Below are 20,005 nucleotides of genomic sequence, written 5' to 3'. Positions count from 1 at the left end.
CTAAGAAAAATTCAAGTTATACCATTGGTAAACTTTTTTTATACCTTGATCCAATTCAACACTATGTTTCCACCCTAAAGTATTTAACTTAGAAACATCGGTTAATTTTCTCATTGTTCCGTCTGGTTTGGTGGTATTAAATACTAAATTACCTTTAAAACCAACTATTTCTTTTATAATATTAGCCAACTCTTTAATAGAAATATCTTGTCCAGTGCCAATATTAATATGGGTGTTTCTTATTTCTTTTTCCGTAAGGTTATAAGTGTCTTTAAAATCTCTATTTTCCATAATGAAAACACAGGCATTTGCCATGTCTTCACTCCATAAAAATTCGCGCTTTGGATTTCCTGTTCCCCAAATTTCCACACTGGTTTCTGAAACGCCAAAGGATGCTAAATAAGTTTTAGCTTCTTCAATAGTATTTACATTTAAATCTTTTATTACTGCTTCAAAATTTGATTCAGAAAGTAATTTGGCTAAATGAATTTTTCTAATTAATGCTGGTAATACATGCGATTTTTCTAAATCGAAATTATCGTTAGGTCCGTACAAATTGGTTGGCATAACAGAAACAAAGTTAGTGCCATATTGTATGTTGTAACTTTCACACATTTTTATACCAGCTATTTTAGCAATTGCATAGGGTTCATTGGTATATTCTAAGGTATCTGTTAACAGATATTCTTCTTTCATTGGTTGAGGTGCGTTTTTAGGATATATGCAAGTGCTTCCTAAAAACATCAATTTTTTTACTTTATGAATATAGCTTTGATGAATAACGTTGTTTTGAATCATCATGTTTTCATAAATAAAATCGGCTCTATATACATTGTTAGCTACAATGCCTCCTACTTTTGCAGCTGCTAAAAACACATATTCTGGCTTTTCAGTTTCAAAAAAATTTGAAACTTGTGTTTGATTTGCTAAATCTAATTCGCTATGTGTTCTGGTTATTATATTTTTATAACCTCTATTTTGAAGATTTTTTAAAATAGCACTTCCTACTAAACCTCTATGACCTGCTATGTATATTTTAGATGATTTATCCATTAAATATTATTCGAAATAATTTTTTATTTGATAGCCTCCATCTTTTAAATACTGGTCTTTTTCCATTAGAATAATATCGCTACTCATCATGTCTTCAACCAATGCTGCAAGGTCGTATTTAGGTATCCATCCTAATTTTTCTTTGGCTTTAGTGGCATCTCCAATTAATAAATCAACTTCTGTAGGTCTAAAATATTTCGAGTCCACAGCTACAACTTCTTTGCCTATTTCTACTTGATATTTGGGGTTGTTACATGTTTTTATATAACCTTTTTCATCTACTCCAACACCTTTAAATTCTAATTCTATACCTACATGATTGAAACACATTTTAACAAAATCGCGTACAGTTGTTGTTTTTCCTGTGGCTATTACCCAATCTTCGGCTTCATCTGCTTGTAAAATCATCCACATCATACGTATATAATCTTTAGCATGACCCCAATCGCGTTGGGCGTCTAGGTTTCCTAAAAATATTTTTTCTTGAAGTCCTAGAGCTATTTTTGAGGTGGCTCTGGTTATTTTTCTGGTAACAAAAGTTTCTCCTCGTATTGGCGATTCATGGTTAAATAAAATACCATTACATGCATAAATACCATACGCTTCACGATAGTTTACTGTTATCCAATAGGCGTACATTTTTGCTACAGCATAAGGGCTTCTTGGATAAAATGGTGTCTTTTCGGTTTGTGGTACTTCTTGCACTTTTCCATAAAGCTCTGAAGTGGATGCTTGGTAGATTCGTGTTTTATTCTCTAAGCCTAAAAATCGAATGGCTTCTAAAAGTCTTAATGTTCCAATTCCATCTGCATTTGCTGTATATTCGGGCATTTCAAAAGATACATGCACATGGCTCATGGCTGCCAAATTGTATATTTCGTCTGGTTGAACTTCTTTAATAATTCTGGTAAGGTTGGTACTATCGGTTAAATCGCCATAGTGAAGAAAAAAACTAGGATTATCTACGTGAGGATCTTGATATAAATGATCTATTCTATCTGTATTAAACATAGACGATCTTCTTTTAACACCATGAACTTCATATCCTTTTTTTAATAAAAACTCACTTAAATAAGCACCATCTTGTCCTGTTACACCTGTAATTAAGGCTACTTTCTTTTTCATTTCACTAATATTTTAAAGCAATTTTTGTGTTTGTTAGTACCGAATTTACTGGTCGTTTTGCAAAAGTAAGGTATTTTTCACTTTTAACAAGTTTAATCTTTTTTAATAAATTGTTTTCAATTAAAATTTGTTCTGCAAAGTCGTACCAAGTCATGGCCTTTTCATCGCAAAAGTGGTAAACACCATAATTTATATTACTTGTTTGTATTATTTTGTATATAAACGCAGCTAAATTAACGGTGTTTGTTGGGCAACCCGTTTGTTCTGTTGTAATTGTTAATTCCTTTTCGGTTTGTGCTTTTGCAACAATGGCTTTATAAAAATTTTTACCATAGGTTTTGCTATATAACCACGATGTTCTTATTATAAAATACGTTTCTAAACAGTTTTGAATATGTTGTTCTCCTAGTAATTTAGATTTTCCATATTCATTTATTGGGTTGGTTAAATCGGTTACAGTATATGGTTCTTTTTTTTGACCATCAAAAACATAATCAGTTGATATATGAATTAAAACTGTATTGGTTTTTTTACAAACTTCAGCTAAATTTTTAACCCCTTCTGCATTCACTTTATATGCAATTTCTGGTGTTTTTTCTGCTTGTTCTACATTAGTATATGCTGCACTATTTATGCAATAATCGAATTGATTTACTTGAAAAAACAAATTAAGCTCCGTATTATTTGTTATATCTAACTCGGCTTTTGAAACAAATGTAAAATCTAAATTAGATTTATTTTTTGCATACAATTCTTCTATTGTTTTTCCTAATTGACCGTTGGCACCTGTTACCAAAATTTTCATTTAAATAAGTTTTGAAAGGTTGGTAATAGTTTGTCTTTTTCAGAAATTATAAGCTTATCTTCAGAAAAATTCCAATCAATTTTTAATGTTTTATCATTATAAATAATTCCTGATTCTGAGGCTTTATTATAAAAATTATCACATTTGTACGAAAAAATTGTATTGTCTTCTAATACTACAAAGCCATGTGCAAAACCTCTTGGGATAAATAGTTGTGTTTTATTTTCTTCGGATAGTTCAATCGAAATATGCTCTCCAAAAGTTGGAGAATGTTTTCTAATATCTACGGCAACATCTAATATTTTTCCTTTAATAACTCGCACTAGCTTAGCTTGAGCATAATCTCCTGTTTGAAAATGCAACCCTCTTAAAACCCCTTTAGATGAAAACGATTCATTATCTTGAATAAAATCAGTTTTTTTATTAATTAACTTATTGAATATTTCTTGATTAAAACTTTCAAAAAAATAACCTCTACTATCGTTAAAAATTTTTGGCTGCAATATAAAACAGCCTTTTAATTTAGTTTCTTTTCCAATCATTATTCTTTATTCAATAGCCCTAATAAATTTTTCCCATACCCGCTTTTAAGTAGTGGTTCTGCAATAGCTTTAAACTGTTCTCCATTAATAAATTCCATTTCAAATGCTGCTGCTTCAATGGATCCTATTTTTAGTCCTTGGCGCTCTTCAATCACCTCAACAAACTGTGATGCTTGCATTAAAGATTGAAATGTTCCTGTGTCTAACCAAGCTGTACCTCTATCTAAAATACTTACATTAAGTTTTCCTTTTTTAAGGTATTCTTTATTTACATCTGTTATTTCAAGTTCGCCTCTGTGGCTTGGTTTTATGTTTTTTGCAATTTCAACTACCGAGTTATCGTAAAAATAAATACCTGGCACTGCATAATTAGATTTTGGTGATTTTGGTTTTTCTTCTATTGAAATAGCCTGCCCTTCTTTATTAAACTCTACTACACCATATCTTTCTGGATCATTAACCCTGTAGGCATAAATAACACCTCCATCTGGGTTATTATTTGCTTGTAATAATTTAGCTAATCCAGTTCCATAAAAAATATTGTCTCCTAATATTAAAGCTACTTTATCGTTTCCAATAAAATCTGAACCAATTACAAAGGCTTCTGCTAAACCGTTTGGATGTTCTTGAACTGCGTATTCAAATATGCAACCATATTTTTTTCCATCTCCTAATAAATCTTGAAATAAAGGTAAATCTTTAGGTGTAGATATTATTAAAATTTCTTTTATTCCTGCATACATTAACGTAGACAGCGGATAATAAATCATAGGTTTATCATAAATAGGCATTAACTGCTTACTTACTGATAATGTTAAAGGATGTAATCTTGTGCCAGATCCTCCTGCTAATATAATTCCTTTCATTAGTTTGTGTATTGTTTTTGGTAATACAATTGGTAATCGCCACTAGTAACATTTTGCAACCAATCTTCATTCTCTAAATACCAATCTATTGTTTTATTTAAGCCTTCTTCAAAGGTTACTGATGGTTTCCAACCTAATTCTTTATTTATTTTAGTAGCATCAATAGCGTATCTTAAATCGTGCCCTGGACGATCTTTAACATACGTTATTAGCGTTTCTGAACTGCCTTTTTCTCTGTTGAGTTTTTCATCCATTTGTTGGCATAGTAATTTAACTAAATCGATATTTTTCCATTCGTTAAACCCTCCAATATTGTAAGTTTCATGGTTTTTTCCTTTATGAAATACTAAGTCTATGGCTACTGCGTGGTCTTTAACATACAACCAATCGCGGGTGTAATTACCATCACCATAAACTGGCAACGATTTATTATTGATGATATTGTTTATAAAAAGCGGGATTAACTTTTCTGGAAACTGGTTTTGACCATAATTATTAGAGCAATTTGTTATAATATAGGGCATGCCATAGGTTTCTCCATAAGCTCTTACAAAATGATCAGAACTTGCTTTTGAAGCAGAATACGGTGAGTTCGGATTGTAAGCCGTTGTTTCAGTAAATAACCCTGTTTGCCCTAAAGTACCATAAACCTCATCGGTACTAATATGGTAAAACTGTTTGTTTTCAAAATTGTTTTTCCAAGTGTTTTTAAAAGCATTTAAAAGTGTTATAGTACCTATAACGTTTGTTTTTACAAATGCCAATGGGTCTTTTATGGATCTATCTACATGCGATTCGGCAGCTAAGTGTATAACAGCATCAAATTTATAGGTTTCAAATAATTGGTTTATAAAAATTTCATTATTTATATCGCCTTTTATGAACGTATAATTTGGCTTGCTTTCTATATCTTTTAAATTTTCTAAATTACCTGCGTAGGTAAGTAAGTCTAAATTAAAAATATGGTAATTGGGATATTTCTCAACAAATAGTCTTACTACGTGAGAACCTATAAACCCTGCTCCGCCTGTAATTAATACTTTCATTTTTTACTTTTTATAATTTTTAAGATAAGTATTGAATGATTGTAGGCCGAAAAAAACTAGCAATATACCTATAAGTATACACGGTACTAAAAACTTATAACTTTTTAAAAACCCTTTAACCTCAACGCCTTTTTTTGGAAATTCTGAAATTACGTTTAAAATACTGGACTTATTTGCACGTTCTTCATTTAGCAATACTATACTAGTTTTAAGTTCTTCAACTTTATTAATTAACGAAAGCTCTTTGTTTTCTTTACTTCCATCTTCTCCAAGGCTAATATTTGTTCCTTGCGATACTTTTTCAGCTTCTTTTAACATTACTTTTTTATATAATAATTGAAGCGAGTCAATTTCTCTAATTTGCTTATTATATATACTATCTTGCAAGCTTATATTAATGTCGCTAATATCTTTTTGAAGATTAAAATATTCATTTCTTGAAATAGAGTTAATAATAGACGGTTGTATTTTTTTTGCCACACTATTATTTGTTGCCACAACTGTAACTGTATGAAAACGAGCATCTAAAGAGTTGAAATTCTTTAAATAGGCATCCATATCAATTGTTTTTTGAGTTGTAGTATCTAAACTACGTACAAACCTGTCAAATAATTGTACTTTTTGGTTTTCGTCTGAATATGATTCTACATTAAACTTTTTAATATAAACAGCTTCTTTTTTTGAAATATCTAAAGCTTCAGATAATCCATTAAAATCTTTAGCTACGGCAAGTGCATTATAAAATTCAATATTATTATAAAGTTGTTGTACACTATTAAAGTTTGGTTCTAAAACCATTGTTGAAACATATTTAGGCTCTTTTTTCATATCTAAATAAAACCCTAAACCCAACCCTATAAAACCTGCAATAGCAAATTTTATAAAATGTTTTTGAATGAATATTAAAAATAGAATTACTAATTCAAAAACAGCTTTAAATATGCTTCCAATGAAGTTAAATAATTTGCTAAAAACATTTCCTATTGCTTTAAAAACCGTTCCTAAATCTATTTCTTCAGATGATTGTGGTTGCAAGTCTTTACTCATAACTATGTATGTTAATTAAATATTTGTTCTATTATTTTTCTTGTAATTAAATAGGTTGGTTTTACACCAGTTGTTCCTAAACCACCAGATGCTAATGTAGCACCTGTTTCTAATGGGTTATCACTAGCGTAATAAGCATATCTTACTTTTACATTTTGACCAATACTGCCTCGTACTTTTGATGCTGCTTGAATAGCTTTTTGGTAATGAGCACCTTCCATTTCTAATCCAATAACACTCCATGTGGAGTTGAAAAAGAACTTTAAAATGTCTTTATTTTGTAATGATGTTCCTAAAACAGTAATCATAGTGCCTTCATAAACATCAATACCATTCCCTTCAAGGTCTTTTTTTGATAGTTCATTATGAAAAGGATAATTATCAGCAGTGCCTTCAAAAATATGAGCTGTAGGTATCATAATATCGCCTTTACCTCCTTCTAAAATACCAGCTTTTCCCATAATGGAAATAGATTCTACATTCATATGAATTTTATTTCCTTTTACTTTGTAAGGTTTTAATAATTCGTCTATAGTTTCATAAGCTTGTTCTCCAAAAGCATAGTCCATTACCAAAATAACTGGTTTTTCAGATTTTATAATTTCTTCATCAACTTTAATATCTAATTTTGATATATCTATTTTGCACGTATCAAAAATTTGAACATCTATTTTTGTTCCTGAAGTATCTTCAATATAAATCATGCCATTTTGCAAGGCTTCTTTAGTGATTTTACTTCGTAAATCGTTATTCTCTTTTTTACTTAAAGATTCATAAACGGTGTAAATATCTTTTGTTGTTGCCGTTTTTAAAGCTAAAGGCGCATACAAGGTATTCATAACGCTATGCATGTTTGCGCTAATAATATGCAATGGTCTTTCTAGCAGCTTGTTTTTATAAAGCGTTTCTTTTATTATATCTGCCCAAATTTCACCATGTATATGATGCCCTAATCGTTCTCTTAAAACAGGACTAAATGTAACGGTTCGTTTGTTGTTATTAATTTGCTCCTCAATGGCTAATTTACCTAACCAATATACAATGTGTAATAAACGCTCTGGTTGTTCTGGTGTTGCAAAATCATGGTAAACGGTTCGTAGTTCATTAAACGTACGTCCTAAAATATTGGCTGTATGGGTTATGGCTATTTCGCGTTCTTCTTGCGTGAGTTTCTTTTTTGATGAAACAGCATTTTCAAGCTTTTTCCAATCTCTTGTTGTAGCACCACTTTCATCAATTAATACCCGGTTACTAATTTTGTGCGATTCAATAAAAATAAAGGTAATGTGCGTTAAAATATCATAGATTTCCGAACGACCGCGTGTTATCTCAATATTCATTTGTTCGGCATCAATTCGGTAACAATTACGTCGTCTTTTTTCTGGAATTATGGCTTTAAAATGTGAATTGGCATAGCCTTCATCACTTGTTAAATTGATAAAGGTACATTCTTCAATACCTATAGGAAGCCTATCAATTACATAAAGCAAGCCTTCTAATTCTGCTTTTTCTTCTCCAATAGAGCCATAAATTTCTGGACGTAAAAGCAATAAAGATTGCCTTAATGTTTCACCAGAAATACCCATTGGCTTGTAAAAACCACGGTTAAACAAATGACGCATAGTAATATACATCCTTTCAATGGCGTTCGAGCTTTCTTGTGCTCTTGTTCTTTCGTGATGCTTTTTGTTACTCATACTTGTTTTTAACTTGCCAAATATACTACTATTTGGTTTATTTTATGTGTGGAAAACCCTCAACTATCTTTCTATCATTTGATAACCTTGGTAGTTTATTTTGCCCACCTAACTTACCAATAGATTTCATATAATCTTGAAAACCACCTTTTTTAACCTTTGTTATTTTAAGTGGTTGAAGTACTTTGCCTTTAATTAGATCAAAATAATAAATGTTTTGTTTTTGAAGTGATTCATCAATTTTTGAAGCAAAATCTGAAAGATTTTCAGGTTCATTTTCAAACTCTATAAACCATTCGTGGTATGGTAATCCGTTTTCAGTAGGGTTTATTTGTGGCGCTACTGTAAATTCTGTAATTTGAATATTGGTGCCTAAAATAGCTTCTTGCATGGCTTGCTCAACTTCTTTACCAATAACATGTTCTCCAAAAGCTGAAATAAAATGTTTTATTCTGCCTGAAACGATAACGCGATATGGTTTTGTAGATGTAAACTCTATAGTATCGCCAATATTGTATGCCCAAAGCCCTGCGTTGGTTGAAATAATCATTACATAATTTACGCCAACCTCAACATCCTTTAAAGGAATTCGTTTTGGGTTTTCGTTAAAAAATTCATCGGCTTTAATAAACTCATAAAAAATACCTGAGTTTAACTGAAGTAACATGCCTTTTTCGCTCTGTTTATCTTGAAACGCAAAAAAACCTTCACTTGCAGGATACAATTCTATACTATCAACCTTTCTACCAATTAAGTTTTCAAATTTGGCGCGATACGGTTCATAATTAACACCTCCAAAAATAAAAAGATTGAAGTTTTTAAAAATATCGCCTACTTTTTTACCTGTTTTTTGCTGAAGTTTTTCAAAATACATTTGAACCCATGATGGAATACCTGAAATAATAGTCATGTTTTCCGGCAGAGTTTCTTCTACAATAGCATCAACTTTTGTTTCCCAATCTTCAATACAATTTGTTTCCCATGATGGTAAACGGTTTTTTTGAAGGTACTTAGGCACATAATGAGCAACAATGCCTGAAAGCCTTCCTAATTGAACACCATTTTGTTCTTTAAGAATTGGGCTTCCTTGTAGAAAAATCATTTTACCATCAACAAATTTGCTATTACCTGTTTCATTAATGTACATTAAAATAGCGTTTCTAGCAGCTTCAACATGAAACGGCATGCTTTCTTTAGTAATAGGAATGTATTTTGCGCCCGATGTTGTACCCGATGTTTTAGCGAAATAAATAGGTTTTCCTTTCCAAAGAATGTTTTCTTCACCTGCAACAACGCGTTCTACATAAGGTTTTAATTGTTCGTAATCTCTAATTGGTACACGTTTAACAAAATCGGCATGATTATTTATACTTATAAAATCGTGGTCTTTACCAAATTGGGTACTTGTTGCTTCGGAAATTAGATTTTGAAAGACCTTTTCTTGCGTTTCAAAAGGTTTTTTAGCCCACTTTTGAATGTTGTAATATACACGTTTTGCAAAAGGTTTTGCTAAAGCCGATTTTATTGAAATCATTTATTTAAAATCTATAAAGTTGGTTGGATTTATTGGGTAACCATCATTCCATAATTCAAAATGCAAATGTGGTCCTGTTGATAATTCGCCTTTATCGCCCGCAGCAGCAATAACTTCGCCTGCTTTAACCAAATCTCCTTGTGTTTTTGTTAAAGCCGAATTATGCTTATATACTGATATTAGCCCGTAACTATGTTCTAAAATAACTACATAGCCTGTAGTAGCGGTCCATTCTGCAAAAACCACTATACCATCGGCAGTTGCTTTTATTGGCGTTCCTTTTGCAACTACTATATCAACTGCGTAATGTTTCTTTTTTATATTGTAACCATCACTTATTGTTCCGTTTACTGGTGGAAATAACACAAAGTTAGATGCTGGTGTAGCTGTTTCAAATAGGTTGTACTTATCTTCTTTATCTACTTTTTGTCTTAAAATAGAATCTTCTTTTGAAGCTCTTAAATTTACTTCACTTGCTTCTAACCTTACGGCTTCAATAATAGAATCTCTTGTAACGTTTACAGTGCTTACTTCACCTTGCAAAACCTTTTTTATTGACGCATAAAAACGGTCGTTCATAGCTATTACTTGTTGTAACGAATCGGTTTTATAGTTAAGTTCGGTTGCTTTTTTTTTCAAAGCAGCCGAAGAATATCCTGGTATATATTCCCGTAGAGGTGTAAATGCAATAAGCATGGTAGTACCTGCAATTAAAAAAATGGCAGATAAAGACCCTAAAACAAACACGTTTAAGCGGTTTAACTTAATTGATAAACGTTCTTCAAACGTATGTTCGTTAAGTATTATAAGCCTATACTTATCGAGCAACTTGCGTTTTATCTTTCTTTTTTCGGGTTTCTTGGTATCCATATTTTAACAAAATTAAATAAAATAATTGCAAGACTAATGCTTTATGCTAAAGTTCTCTATAAAACGGTTTTATTAAACTTTAATTATTAACTTTGCAACATAAAATTAATAGTTATGATTTCTATAGATATATTTTTAGGAGCTATTGGCCCAATGCAAGTAGTACTGATAATCGTAGTTGTTTTGTTATTGTTTGGAGGTAAAAAAATTCCTGAATTAATGAGAGGACTTGGTAGCGGTATTAAAGAGTTTAAGGATGCTAGTAGAGAAGACGACAAAAAAGAAGATAAAAAGTAATTTATCAGGCTTTTTAATATAAAAAAAGACCAACGTGATGCGTTGGTCTTTTTTCGTTTTATGCGAAAGCTAGTCTATTTTAACTGTTCTTATAATGGCTTCAAGTTCTAGCATATAATCACGTTTTTCAACCGATGGCGCAAAAGCAAAACCTTCTACAATAACCCATCGTTTGTTTATTTTGTCTTCAATGGCGTAGTTTATAAATGGTCCACCCATAAAATCTTGTTTTAAATCCCACAAACCTTTGGTTTCTATGGTTGGCTTGTTGTTTATTATTGTTTCTTTTACAAAAGGCGCATAGGCTTTTTCAGTAGTCATGTAAGACTCAATTTTTTCACCATTAGCATTCATTTCGCCATCTTGCCTTCCTCTTATATGTTGTTTTGCAACAGAATCTCTTATTTTAATTATTTGATTTGCTAAACTATCATTTCGTTTAATATCGTTAAAAGGCACTGTAAAAAGCATTAAATTGGTAGTTCCTGTGGTAATATCTTTTCTAATCCAAAAGAAATTATCACTTGATTTTGCAATTCTATATGCTGAAGGAAATTGAATGGTTAATCCTAATTTTTCTTGTATAGACTTGTACGTGTGAGGCGATTTGTTCATTTGGCGTAGCCTTTCAGCAAGCTCTTCCTTTCTAAATGTTTCAACTATTTTAGGTGCATTACTGTTAATTATATCTATAATTTCTTGTCTAGTTTTCCCAGAAACAACAATAACTTTTTGAGGTTGCGCATATACATTATTTAAAATATCTATACCTGCTTCTTTTTTAATCTCAATTTTTAAAATCGTTCTGTTTTTTGTAACAAAGTCTGAAAATACCGATGGTGGAATTTGGCTAATAGTAAACATGGGTTCGTCTTGTGGTAACCCGTAAATAGGTGCTGCCAATACATTTCTTATGGTTTCGCCTATGCTACCATCCCACAATTCGTTGTCTAAAACAACCGATACATTGTTAATATTACCTGATGAATCTAGAATAATTTTGTCATCAGACGATTTTTTTTCTTTACAGGATACTAAAACAGTTAGTAAAATTGCTGAAAAAAGTATATTTCGCATCATTTAAATTTAGGTTTAAGGAACATTAACTTTTAGAAACCTTAAGTTTCATTCCTGGTTTTAATTTACTACCACTAATACCGTTCCAATCTTTAATATTTTGAACAGAAACTCCAGGGAATTTTTGAGATATGCTCCATAATGAGTCTCCATTTCTAACTGTATAAGTTTTTGCGTTTTTGGAGACAGATTTTGTTTTACTTGATTTTGAAGTTGTAATTGAACGTGCGTTTTTTGGATATAAAACTAATCGTTGACCAATTTTCAAATTATTACTGCGTAAACCATTCCATTTTTTTATATCACTTACTCGAACGGCGTACTTTCTAGCAACTCGACCTAAGAAATCGCCCGACCGAACTTTATAGGTAATTTTAGAATCGGCTTCAAACAACTGAGGCATTGGTTTTTCACGCTTATTGAATTCTTCTGTTGCAAAACCATATATGGAATCTTCATTACTAACAAAATCGCCCACTACCCTTCTTGGTAATCTAAGAATATAATTTTCACCTTTTACATAAGGAATAATATCAAGTTTGTATGATGGGTTTAAAAACTGTAATTCTTCCATTTCAACGCCTGTAAATTCCGAAACTTGATCTAAAGTAATCATCTGCTTCACTCGTATCGTATCGGTTTCAAAAAAAGCTACTTCTGGTTTTGGTTTTTTAAAACCATGTTCCTCAGCATATTCAAAAATATACATGGTTGCTAAAAATGCTGGTAAATAACCGGCTGTTTCGCGTGGTAAATTGTGTCTTATATTCCAATAATTTTGGTAACCACCTGAGCGACGAATGGCTTTTGTAACATTTCCAGGACCTGAATTGTAGGCTGCAAGTGCCAAATCCCAATCGCCAAAAATTTCGTAAAGTTTTGATAAATATTTTGCTGCGGCTTCGGTAGATTTTATTGGGTCGCTACGTTCATCTACATAACTACTTACATCCAATCCGTACATTTTTCCTGTTGTGTACATAAACTGCCATAAACCAGCAGCACCTACTCTAGATTTTGCTCTTGGTTTTAATGCCGATTCTACAATGGCTAAATATTTTATTTCAAGTGGAAGATCATGAATATCTAATTCACGCTCAAACATTGGGAAGTAAAAAGCACTTAAATCGATAAGTTTTTGAAAGGAGCTTCTTCTGTTTTTTAAATACGATTTTATAACGCTTTCTAATGCTGGATTATATTCTACATTGAAAGGTGTTCTTGAACTTAAATCTGCTAATCTAGATTTTAATAATTCGGTTGAAAGTTCAGGGTAATCAACCTCTTCAAACGAAATATCTGTAATTGAGCTATATATGGTGTCGTATAATGAATTGCTATACAGTTCTTCAAGCCATTTATCATCTAAATCAGAAGCATACAAATCAACCTCTACTTTTCTAATTAAAAGACTATCTTTTTGAGTACGAAGCTGTTTTAAATCTGTTTTTTTGTTTGTAACGGAAATCGTGTCTTTCATTTGCGAAAAACACAATGTAATATTTAAAAATAATATTGCTATAAAAAATCGAAAAGCCATAAATCTATTCATTTGGTTATATTGAACGATATTATGGCTAAATTCGTATTTTTTAAGTTAAAATAAAAACTTAATTAACTTTATTCTAATATTGCAGCTATTCCTGGTAAGACAATACCTTCTAAACTTTCAAGCATTGCGCCACCACCAGTACTTACGTAGCTTACTTTGTCTTCAAAACCAAATTGTTTAACAGCAGCAACTGAGTCTCCACCACCAACAAGTGAAAACGCACCATTTTTAGTAGCTTCAGCAATAGAGTTTCCTAATTCAATAGTTCCGCCAGCAAAACTTTCCATTTCAAAAACGCCTAATGGACCATTCCAAAGGATGGTTTTACATTGCATAACAACATCGTGAAATTGTTTTCTGGATTTTGGTCCAGCATCAACACCTTCCCAACCATCTGGAATTACATCAATATCAACAACTTGCGTGTTAGCATCATTACTAAAAGCATCGGCAGCAATCACATCAACAGGAATATGAACTTGCACGTTTTTAGCTTTTGCTTTTTTCAAAATATCTAAAGCTAATTCTTGTTTATCATCTTCACAAATTGAGTTTCCTATTTTTCCACCTTGCGCTTTTATAAATGTAAATGCCATACCACCACCAATAATTAAATGATCTACAGCATCTAAAATATTTTCAATAATGGTAATTTTTGAAGATACTTTTGCGCCACCAAGTACTGCCAATACTGGTTTTTCACCATCTTTCAATACTTTGTTTATGCTTTCAATTTCTTGTGCTAATAAATAACCAAAACATTTGTTTTTTGGAAAAAATGCCGCTACAATAGTAGTTGATGCATGCGCTCTGTGCGCTGTACCAAACGCATCATTTACATAAATATCGCCTAATTTTGATAATTGTTCTGCAAATGCTTTATCACCAGCTTCTTCTTCTTTATGGAAACGTAAGTTTTCTAGTAATAAAATTTCTCCTGGTTGTAAAGCTGCAGCTGCTGCCGCTGCTTTTTCACCTACACACGCATCTACAAACTTTACTTTTACGCCTAAAATTTCTTCAACTTTTTTTGCAATATGGCGCAATGAAAACTCCTCTTGAACGCCTTTTGGACGTCCTAAATGCGACATTAAAATACAGCTTCCGCCATCTTCTAAAATTTTAATAATTGTTGGTTTTGCTGATACTATTCGGGTATCATCAGTTACTTCAAAGTTTTCATTTAAAGGCACATTAAAATCTACACGAATTAATGCTTTTTTGTTTTCGAAATTAAAATCGTTAAGCGTTTTCATAAAAGGTATTTATTTGTTTTTTTTTGGTTTTATGGAATCGCTTTTACAATAATTTTAATTTGCTTTTTGTTTTTGATAAACGCGATTTCATTATATATAAATATTATTTTTTAAGTATTTGATTTACAAATGTAACTAATTAAATAGTGCTACAAAACCTGTTTTTAAACGAAAACGATGTAGCTTGAAATTATTTTTAAATCAATTTCTTAAGTGATTTAATTTTAATTTAAAAAATCACATATCGGTTTGTATTTTTATCTAGGTTATAGATTTATACCTGCTCAAGAACGACAAAAATTGCGTTTTAAGATGTAATAAAAATTGTGTAGGTTTGTTCGATGCTTTTCACAGATATTTTAGGACAAGAACACCTTAAAAACCATTTAACACAAAGTGTTGATAATGGTAGAATTCCGCATGCACAATTATTTGTTGGACCTGAAGGTTGTGGTACCTTGCCCATGGCTATTGCTTATGCGCAGTATATTTTGTGCGGTAATACTAATGGTGATAATAGTACTGGAAATGAGTCTTGTAACATAAAATTTAAGAGTTTTTCACATCCAGATTTACATTTTGCATTTCCTGTTACTACTAGTGATAAGGCTAAAAGTCATCCTGTTTCAAGTCATTATTTAGAAGAATGGCGTCAACTTTTAAAAGAACAACCTTACGGAAATTTATTTGATTGGTATAAATTGCTAGGTGTTGATAATAAACAAGGGCAAATTGGTGTTGATGAAGCGCAAGATATTGTAAAAGCATTGGCTCTAAAATCATACGAAGGTGGTTATAAAGTGATGCTTATTTGGATGGCTGAAAAAATGAATACTGCCTGTGCAAACAAGCTTTTAAAACTTATTGAAGAACCACCAAATAAAACCGTTTTTATTTTAATTGCTGAAGATGAAGAGCAGATTATCAACACAATACGCTCGCGTTGCCAAGTGTTACATTTTCCGCCATTAGCTGAAGAAGTGATAAAAAACGGCTTGATAAAACAGTATGGTTTAGAAAGTTCGGTTGCCACAAAAATTGCACATCAAGCTAATGGAAATTATAATAAAGCATGCGATTTGGTGTATCAAGATTCTGAAGATATTCAGTTTGAAACGTGGTTTATTTTCTGGATTCGTAGTGCATTTAAAGCCAAAGGCAATAAAGCCGCTATTCACGATTTAATTTCTTGGAGCGACGATATCTCTAAAACCGGTAGAGAAACCCAAAAGCAATTTTTAAATTTTTGCTTAGACTTTTTTAGGCAAGCACTATTAATGAATTATAATGCAAACGAACTGGTTTTTTTAGAACCTAAAACCGAAAAATTTAAGCTTGAAAACTTTGCGCCTTTTGTACACGGAAACAATATTTTAGAGATTAGCGACGAACTACAAAATGCTATTTACCACATTGAGCGCAATGGAAACTCTAAAATTATATTAACCGATTTGTCTATTAAACTAACTAGACTGCTTCACAAAAAGGCTGAGTAAACACCATAAAAAAACCTCTTTAAAACATGTGTTAAAAGAGGTTAATTTATTGATTATTAAGTTTTTACAAAAAATTATTTTTTGTATTCTTTATTTAATTCTTCTAAAATAATTTTAGTTAAATCATTCTTTTCAGTTCCATACATTACTGTTGCAGCACCTTCACTTGTTCCTAAAATGTATGTATAACCATTCTTTTTACCGTAAGCTTTAACATGCTTTTTTACTTTACTAATTACCGAGTCAATTTCGGTTTGAAACTCCTGTTGTAACTGTTGTTGCTCCATTTGCATTTTTTGTTGAAGCAATTGTTGTTTTTGTTGTAAACCACCCATTAACTCCTGTGCTTTTGCTTGTCCTGCTTTTTGAGCTGTTAATTGCGTTTCTTGAACTTCTAATTGAAATTCTTTTCCAACACTATCAGCTTTTTTTCTAAAAGCTTCTTCTTTTGCTTGAAATTTTGTTTCAACGTCTTTTTTTTCTTGGTAGTCGTTTATTACTATGCCATTATCAACAAATCCAATTTTCGATTCATTTTGGCAAGCAGTTAATGCAAACGCTACTGCTGCAACATAAAATATATTTTTCATTTATTTAGTTTTTAACGAAAGCAAAAGTAATAAAGTAAACTAGAAATAAAGTAGAAATTTAACCGATTTTAAAAAATAGTTAAAATCTATACTAAATAATTATAATTATAGTTGATAGCTATCGAAAATGAATTCGCTACACGCTTTTAAATCAACTTTCAAAAAAAAGGCTAGTATTTATATGTTTAACCCATTGAAAAGGCTTAAAAAGGCTTAAAATTAATTTTTACTTGTTTTTTATAACATAAATTAACGAAGAAGCCTCTTTTGTTTGGATTGCTTTTATATTTGAAATTAAACCAAGCCAAAAACCTTTAAAAAAATTCATTTTGCCATTTTTATACTTTTCGGAAAGCATGCTTACATAAAACGCATCAAAATACATGGGTTTAATTTTTGTTACCTGCATAGAAGCCTTTAAAAATAATTTTGAAATTGATGCTTTATTAAAATGCCAAAGATGCCTTGGCACATCATAAGCTGCCCAAAACTCTTTATAATAATTAGCATCATAACTTTTGTAATTTGGCACGGCAATTATTAAAATACCTTGAGGTTTTAATAATTTTTTAAAAATAGCTATCTGTTCTTCTAAATTTGGTAAATGCTCTAAAACATGCCAAAGTGTAATAACATCAAAAGATTTACTCTCAAATTCAGAAAGCTTTTGGGTATTAAAAACGGCATTATCTGTTTTTATATTAGCAATGGTTCTCGCCTCTTGGTTTGGTTCAATACCAAAAATTTCCCAATGATTATTTTTTGCAGCTTGTAAAAAATCGCCTGTGCCACAACCTACATCTAAAAGTGTTTTTTCAGAAGAAGAAGAAAAACTGTTAATTAATTTCAATTTTTGAATTACAGAAATGTGTCTTACTATATGATATACTTTTTCAAATAAATTTCTTTTTGAATTTGTATGTGATATATAATCGTCGCTTTTGTAATAATCAGATAATTTATCAGAAGCTGGTTGTGGTGTTGTTTCAAGAAAACCGAATTCTTGGTTTTCTTCTAAATCAAAAACTTCTCCTGAAACGGAAAAGTCTTTTACTTTTATATATATGTTTTCTTTGTTTTTGTTCACCACGAATTCAATAATGATTTAATAATTTTATTCTAGTTTAATTTTATGAGATTGCTTCGTTTCTCACAATGACGTTTTTGTTTTAAAAAACACATGTTCCACGTGGAACAACCTTATTAATATATTATTTAACAACAAGTATTAATTAAAAATATATTAATTTTCACTGGAGTTTATCGCCCCATATAGACCAACAAAACAGAAATGTCGTTTGGTGATACTCCGCTTATTCTTGATGCTTGAGAAACTGTTGTTGGTTGTATTTTTCTAAGCTTTTCACGCGCTTCAAAACTCATAGATTTGATTTGCGAGTAATCAAAATCAGAAGGTATTTTTACATATTCTAACCTACTTAATTTATCCGCGTTATTCTTTTCTTTTGAAATATAGCCAGCGTATTTTATTTGAATTTCAGCTTGCTCTATGATTTCATTATCCAAATCATTATCTTTAATATAATCTTCAACCAAACTAAAATTGCGCATATCATCAATGGTTATGTTTGGTCTTGAAAATATTTTAAACATCTTATCAGACTGTTTAATTAACGACGATTCTTTAGCTTCTAAAACAGGATTTGCGTCTTCTGGCTTCACACTTGTTTGAGCAAAAAACTCAACAAATTTTTCTGCAGCATCATGTTTTTCTTCCATTCTTCGCAAACGCTTTTCACTAGCTAAACCAAGCTCAAAACCTTTAGGCGTTAAACGTAAATCGGCATTATCTTGTCGCAACAAAGTTCTATATTCCGCACGAGATGTAAACATGCGATATGGTTCTTCTGTACCTTTAGTAATTAAATCGTCTATTAAAACACCAATATAAGCTTCATCTCTTTTTAATGTAAAAGCGTCTTTTTCATGCGCTTTTAAACTCGCATTTATACCAGCCATCAAACCTTGAGAAGCCGCTTCTTCATAACCTGTAGTACCATTTATTTGTCCTGCAAAATACAAACCTTCAATTAGCTTTGTTTCTAAAGTATGTTTTAATTGTGTTGGTGGAAAGTAATCATATTCAATAGCATAACCTGGCCTAAAAAATTTCACGTTTTCAAAACCTACAACTGAACGTAATGCTTTAAATTGAACATCTTCTGGAAGTGATGTTGAAAAACCATTTACATACACTTCGCATGTATTCCAACCTTCTGGTTCTACAAATAATTGATGCCTATCTTTATCTGCAAAACGATTAATTTTATCTTCAATAGATGGGCAATATCTAGGTCCTAAACTTTTAATTCGACCATTAAACATTGGCGATCTATCAAAGCCTTCGCGAAGTAAATCGTGCACCAATTCACTAGTATAAGTCATGTGACAAGAACGCTGATTTTGTAATGGTTTTGTAACATCCAAATACGAAAATTTTTCAGGGTTTTCATCACCAGGTTGTTCAATCATTTTTGAATAATCTAGTGAACGTCCATCAACCCTTGGTGGCGTTCCTGTTTTCATTCTTCCAGAATCAAAACCTAAAGAAACTAATTGTTCAGTAATACCCGTAGCTGCTTTTTCACCTGCTCTACCACCTCCAAAATTCTTATCACCTATATGAATTAAACCGTTTAAAAAAGTGCCGTTTGTAAGCACCACAGATTTTGCTTTTATCTCAACACCAAGCGACGTTTTAACACCAACTACCTTGTGGTTTTCAATTAACAATCCCGAAACCATTTCTTGATAAAAATCTAAGTTTGGAGTAGCTTCTAACATTAAGCGCCAATCTTCAGCAAAACGCATTCTATCGCTTTGAACCCTTGGACTCCACATTGCTGGCCCTTTAGATTTGTTTAGCATTTTAAATTGAATAGCAGACGTATCAGACACGATACCACTATAACCACCAAGCGCATCTATCTCGCGAACAATTTGTCCTTTTGCAATACCACCCATGGCAGGGTTACAAGACATTTGTGCAATGTTTTGAAGGTTCATTGTAACAAGTAATGTTTTACTTCCCATGTTGGCAGCAGCAGCAGCAGCTTCGCTTCCTGCATGACCAGCACCAACTACTATAACATCGTAAACTTCATTAAACATAACTTCGTTTTATTGTAATG

Annotated in this window: 18 protein-coding genes; 2 read left to right on the top strand and 16 right to left on the bottom strand. The window is 31.5% G+C overall.

Annotated features, from left to right (window positions below; translation table 11 throughout):
• Genes ACFQ1R_RS10605 through ACFQ1R_RS10560 form a run of 10 tightly spaced genes read right to left on the bottom strand, consistent with a single transcriptional unit; the run spans window position 1 to window position 10,585 of the window.
• Complete coding sequence (locus ACFQ1R_RS10605; RefSeq protein WP_379926144.1) at window positions 1-1,053, bottom strand: GDP-L-fucose synthase family protein; 1,053 nt, start codon at window positions 1,051-1,053, stop codon at window positions 1-3.
• A 6-nt stretch (window positions 1,054-1,059) separates the two neighbouring features.
• The gene (gmd, locus tag ACFQ1R_RS10600; RefSeq protein WP_379926143.1) at window positions 1,060-2,178 is read right to left on the bottom strand and encodes a GDP-mannose 4,6-dehydratase; all 1,119 of its coding nucleotides are present in this window, start codon (window positions 2,176-2,178) and stop codon (window positions 1,060-1,062) included.
• A 4-nt stretch (window positions 2,179-2,182) separates the two neighbouring features.
• Window positions 2,183-2,983: a dTDP-4-dehydrorhamnose reductase gene (rfbD, locus tag ACFQ1R_RS10595; protein WP_379926142.1), complete on the bottom strand. Its 801-nt coding sequence runs from the start codon at window positions 2,981-2,983 to the stop codon at window positions 2,183-2,185.
• A complete protein-coding gene (gene rfbC / locus ACFQ1R_RS10590; protein WP_379926141.1) occupies window positions 2,980-3,525 on the bottom strand; it encodes a dTDP-4-dehydrorhamnose 3,5-epimerase in 546 nt (181 codons plus the stop codon). Before rfbC ends, rfbD begins: the two co-directional genes overlap by 4 nt.
• Complete coding sequence (gene rfbA, locus ACFQ1R_RS10585; protein WP_379926140.1) at window positions 3,525-4,391, bottom strand: glucose-1-phosphate thymidylyltransferase RfbA; 867 nt, start codon at window positions 4,389-4,391, stop codon at window positions 3,525-3,527. Before rfbA ends, rfbC begins: the two co-directional genes overlap by 1 nt.
• Window positions 4,391-5,437 (bottom strand): dTDP-glucose 4,6-dehydratase, encoded by a 1,047-nt coding sequence (rfbB, locus tag ACFQ1R_RS10580; protein ID WP_379926139.1) that lies wholly within the window; start codon window positions 5,435-5,437, stop codon window positions 4,391-4,393. The genes rfbA and rfbB overlap by 1 nt, the downstream gene beginning before the upstream one ends.
• A gap of 3 nt (window positions 5,438-5,440) precedes the next feature.
• Window positions 5,441-6,484: a hypothetical protein gene (locus ACFQ1R_RS10575; protein WP_379926138.1), complete on the bottom strand. Its 1,044-nt coding sequence runs from the start codon at window positions 6,482-6,484 to the stop codon at window positions 5,441-5,443.
• 11 nt (window positions 6,485-6,495) lie between these two features.
• Complete coding sequence (locus ACFQ1R_RS10570; RefSeq protein WP_379926137.1) at window positions 6,496-8,181, bottom strand: DUF6909 family protein; 1,686 nt, start codon at window positions 8,179-8,181, stop codon at window positions 6,496-6,498.
• A gap of 37 nt (window positions 8,182-8,218) precedes the next feature.
• Window positions 8,219-9,715: a GH3 auxin-responsive promoter family protein gene (locus ACFQ1R_RS10565; RefSeq protein WP_379926136.1), complete on the bottom strand. Its 1,497-nt coding sequence runs from the start codon at window positions 9,713-9,715 to the stop codon at window positions 8,219-8,221.
• Window positions 9,716-10,585 carry a M23 family metallopeptidase gene (locus ACFQ1R_RS10560; RefSeq protein ID WP_379926135.1) on the bottom strand — a complete coding sequence of 290 codons (870 nt, stop codon included), beginning with the start codon at window positions 10,583-10,585 and terminating at the stop codon, window positions 9,716-9,718.
• 114 nt (window positions 10,586-10,699) lie between these two features.
• On the opposite strand from ACFQ1R_RS10560, the gene tatA reads away from it, so the two are divergent.
• Window positions 10,700-10,882: a twin-arginine translocase TatA/TatE family subunit gene (tatA, locus tag ACFQ1R_RS10555; RefSeq protein WP_379926134.1), complete on the top strand. Its 183-nt coding sequence runs from the start codon at window positions 10,700-10,702 to the stop codon at window positions 10,880-10,882.
• A gap of 69 nt (window positions 10,883-10,951) precedes the next feature.
• Here tatA and ACFQ1R_RS10550 read toward each other — a convergent pair whose 3' ends face one another.
• From ACFQ1R_RS10550 to ACFQ1R_RS10540, 3 genes are all read right to left on the bottom strand, one after another.
• On the bottom strand, window positions 10,952-11,962 hold the full coding sequence (locus ACFQ1R_RS10550) for a DUF4837 family protein (protein ID WP_379926133.1): 1,011 nt from the start codon (window positions 11,960-11,962) through the stop codon (window positions 10,952-10,954).
• Between the two features lie 22 nt (window positions 11,963-11,984).
• Entirely contained in the window at window positions 11,985-13,439 is a 1,455-nt protein-coding gene (locus tag ACFQ1R_RS10545; protein ID WP_379926132.1) for a LysM peptidoglycan-binding domain-containing protein, read from the bottom strand.
• Window positions 13,440-13,579: 140 nt separating this feature from the next.
• Entirely contained in the window at window positions 13,580-14,767 is a 1,188-nt protein-coding gene (locus tag ACFQ1R_RS10540; protein ID WP_379926131.1) for a phosphoglycerate kinase, read from the bottom strand.
• A gap of 341 nt (window positions 14,768-15,108) precedes the next feature.
• Here ACFQ1R_RS10540 and ACFQ1R_RS10535 point away from each other — a divergent pair, with 341 nt between their 5' ends.
• Complete coding sequence (locus ACFQ1R_RS10535) at window positions 15,109-16,263, top strand: DNA polymerase III subunit (protein WP_379926130.1); 1,155 nt, start codon at window positions 15,109-15,111, stop codon at window positions 16,261-16,263.
• 74 nt (window positions 16,264-16,337) lie between these two features.
• On the opposite strand, the gene ACFQ1R_RS10530 is transcribed toward ACFQ1R_RS10535, so the two are convergent.
• The 3 genes from ACFQ1R_RS10530 to mnmG all read right to left on the bottom strand — a co-directional run bounded on the left by ACFQ1R_RS10530 (window position 16,338) and on the right by mnmG (window position 19,985).
• The gene (locus ACFQ1R_RS10530; RefSeq protein WP_379926129.1) at window positions 16,338-16,853 is read right to left on the bottom strand and encodes an OmpH family outer membrane protein; all 516 of its coding nucleotides are present in this window, start codon (window positions 16,851-16,853) and stop codon (window positions 16,338-16,340) included.
• Between the two features lie 226 nt (window positions 16,854-17,079).
• Window positions 17,080-17,940, bottom strand: coding sequence for a class I SAM-dependent methyltransferase (locus ACFQ1R_RS10525; RefSeq protein WP_379926128.1), 861 nt, complete (start codon window positions 17,938-17,940; stop codon window positions 17,080-17,082).
• Between the two features lie 173 nt (window positions 17,941-18,113).
• Window positions 18,114-19,985: a tRNA uridine-5-carboxymethylaminomethyl(34) synthesis enzyme MnmG gene (mnmG, locus tag ACFQ1R_RS10520; protein ID WP_379926127.1), complete on the bottom strand. Its 1,872-nt coding sequence runs from the start codon at window positions 19,983-19,985 to the stop codon at window positions 18,114-18,116.
• Window positions 19,986-20,005: the final 20 nt, after the last annotated feature.

The sequence above is a fragment of the Mariniflexile jejuense genome (genome assembly GCF_042675665.1).
Lineage (GTDB): Bacteria > Bacteroidota > Bacteroidia > Flavobacteriales > Flavobacteriaceae > Mariniflexile > Mariniflexile jejuense.
Note: the sequence above shows the minus strand (reverse complement) of the source record. Positions and strands in the feature narration are given on the sequence as shown.

What these genes read in the sequence shown, in the direction of transcription:
- rfbB (WP_379926139.1), bottom strand. Translation starts at nt 5,437, where the DNA reads ATGAAAGTATTAATTACAGGCGGAGCAGGGTTTATAGGTTCTCACGTA.
- rfbC (WP_379926141.1), bottom strand. Translation starts at nt 3,525, where the DNA reads ATGATTGGAAAAGAAACTAAATTAAAAGGCTGTTTTATATTGCAGCCA.
- ACFQ1R_RS10570 (WP_379926137.1), bottom strand. Translation starts at nt 8,181, where the DNA reads ATGAGTAACAAAAAGCATCACGAAAGAACAAGAGCACAAGAAAGCTCG.
- rfbD (WP_379926142.1), bottom strand. Translation starts at nt 2,983, where the DNA reads ATGAAAATTTTGGTAACAGGTGCCAACGGTCAATTAGGAAAAACAATA.
- rfbA (WP_379926140.1), bottom strand. Translation starts at nt 4,391, where the DNA reads ATGAAAGGAATTATATTAGCAGGAGGATCTGGCACAAGATTACATCCT.
- ACFQ1R_RS10560 (WP_379926135.1), bottom strand. Translation starts at nt 10,585, where the DNA reads ATGGATACCAAGAAACCCGAAAAAAGAAAGATAAAACGCAAGTTGCTC.
- ACFQ1R_RS10605 (WP_379926144.1), bottom strand. Translation starts at nt 1,053, where the DNA reads ATGGATAAATCATCTAAAATATACATAGCAGGTCATAGAGGTTTAGTA.
- ACFQ1R_RS10535 (WP_379926130.1), top strand. Translation starts at nt 15,109, where the DNA reads ATGCTTTTCACAGATATTTTAGGACAAGAACACCTTAAAAACCATTTA.
- ACFQ1R_RS10575 (WP_379926138.1), bottom strand. Translation starts at nt 6,484, where the DNA reads ATGAGTAAAGACTTGCAACCACAATCATCTGAAGAAATAGATTTAGGA.
- gmd (WP_379926143.1), bottom strand. Translation starts at nt 2,178, where the DNA reads ATGAAAAAGAAAGTAGCCTTAATTACAGGTGTAACAGGACAAGATGGT.
- ACFQ1R_RS10565 (WP_379926136.1), bottom strand. Translation starts at nt 9,715, where the DNA reads ATGATTTCAATAAAATCGGCTTTAGCAAAACCTTTTGCAAAACGTGTA.
- ACFQ1R_RS10530 (WP_379926129.1), bottom strand. Translation starts at nt 16,853, where the DNA reads ATGAAAAATATATTTTATGTTGCAGCAGTAGCGTTTGCATTAACTGCT.
- ACFQ1R_RS10540 (WP_379926131.1), bottom strand. Translation starts at nt 14,767, where the DNA reads ATGAAAACGCTTAACGATTTTAATTTCGAAAACAAAAAAGCATTAATT.
- tatA (WP_379926134.1), top strand. Translation starts at nt 10,700, where the DNA reads ATGATTTCTATAGATATATTTTTAGGAGCTATTGGCCCAATGCAAGTA.
- ACFQ1R_RS10545 (WP_379926132.1), bottom strand. Translation starts at nt 13,439, where the DNA reads ATGAAAGACACGATTTCCGTTACAAACAAAAAAACAGATTTAAAACAG.
- ACFQ1R_RS10550 (WP_379926133.1), bottom strand. Translation starts at nt 11,962, where the DNA reads ATGATGCGAAATATACTTTTTTCAGCAATTTTACTAACTGTTTTAGTA.
- mnmG (WP_379926127.1), bottom strand. Translation starts at nt 19,985, where the DNA reads ATGTTTAATGAAGTTTACGATGTTATAGTAGTTGGTGCTGGTCATGCA.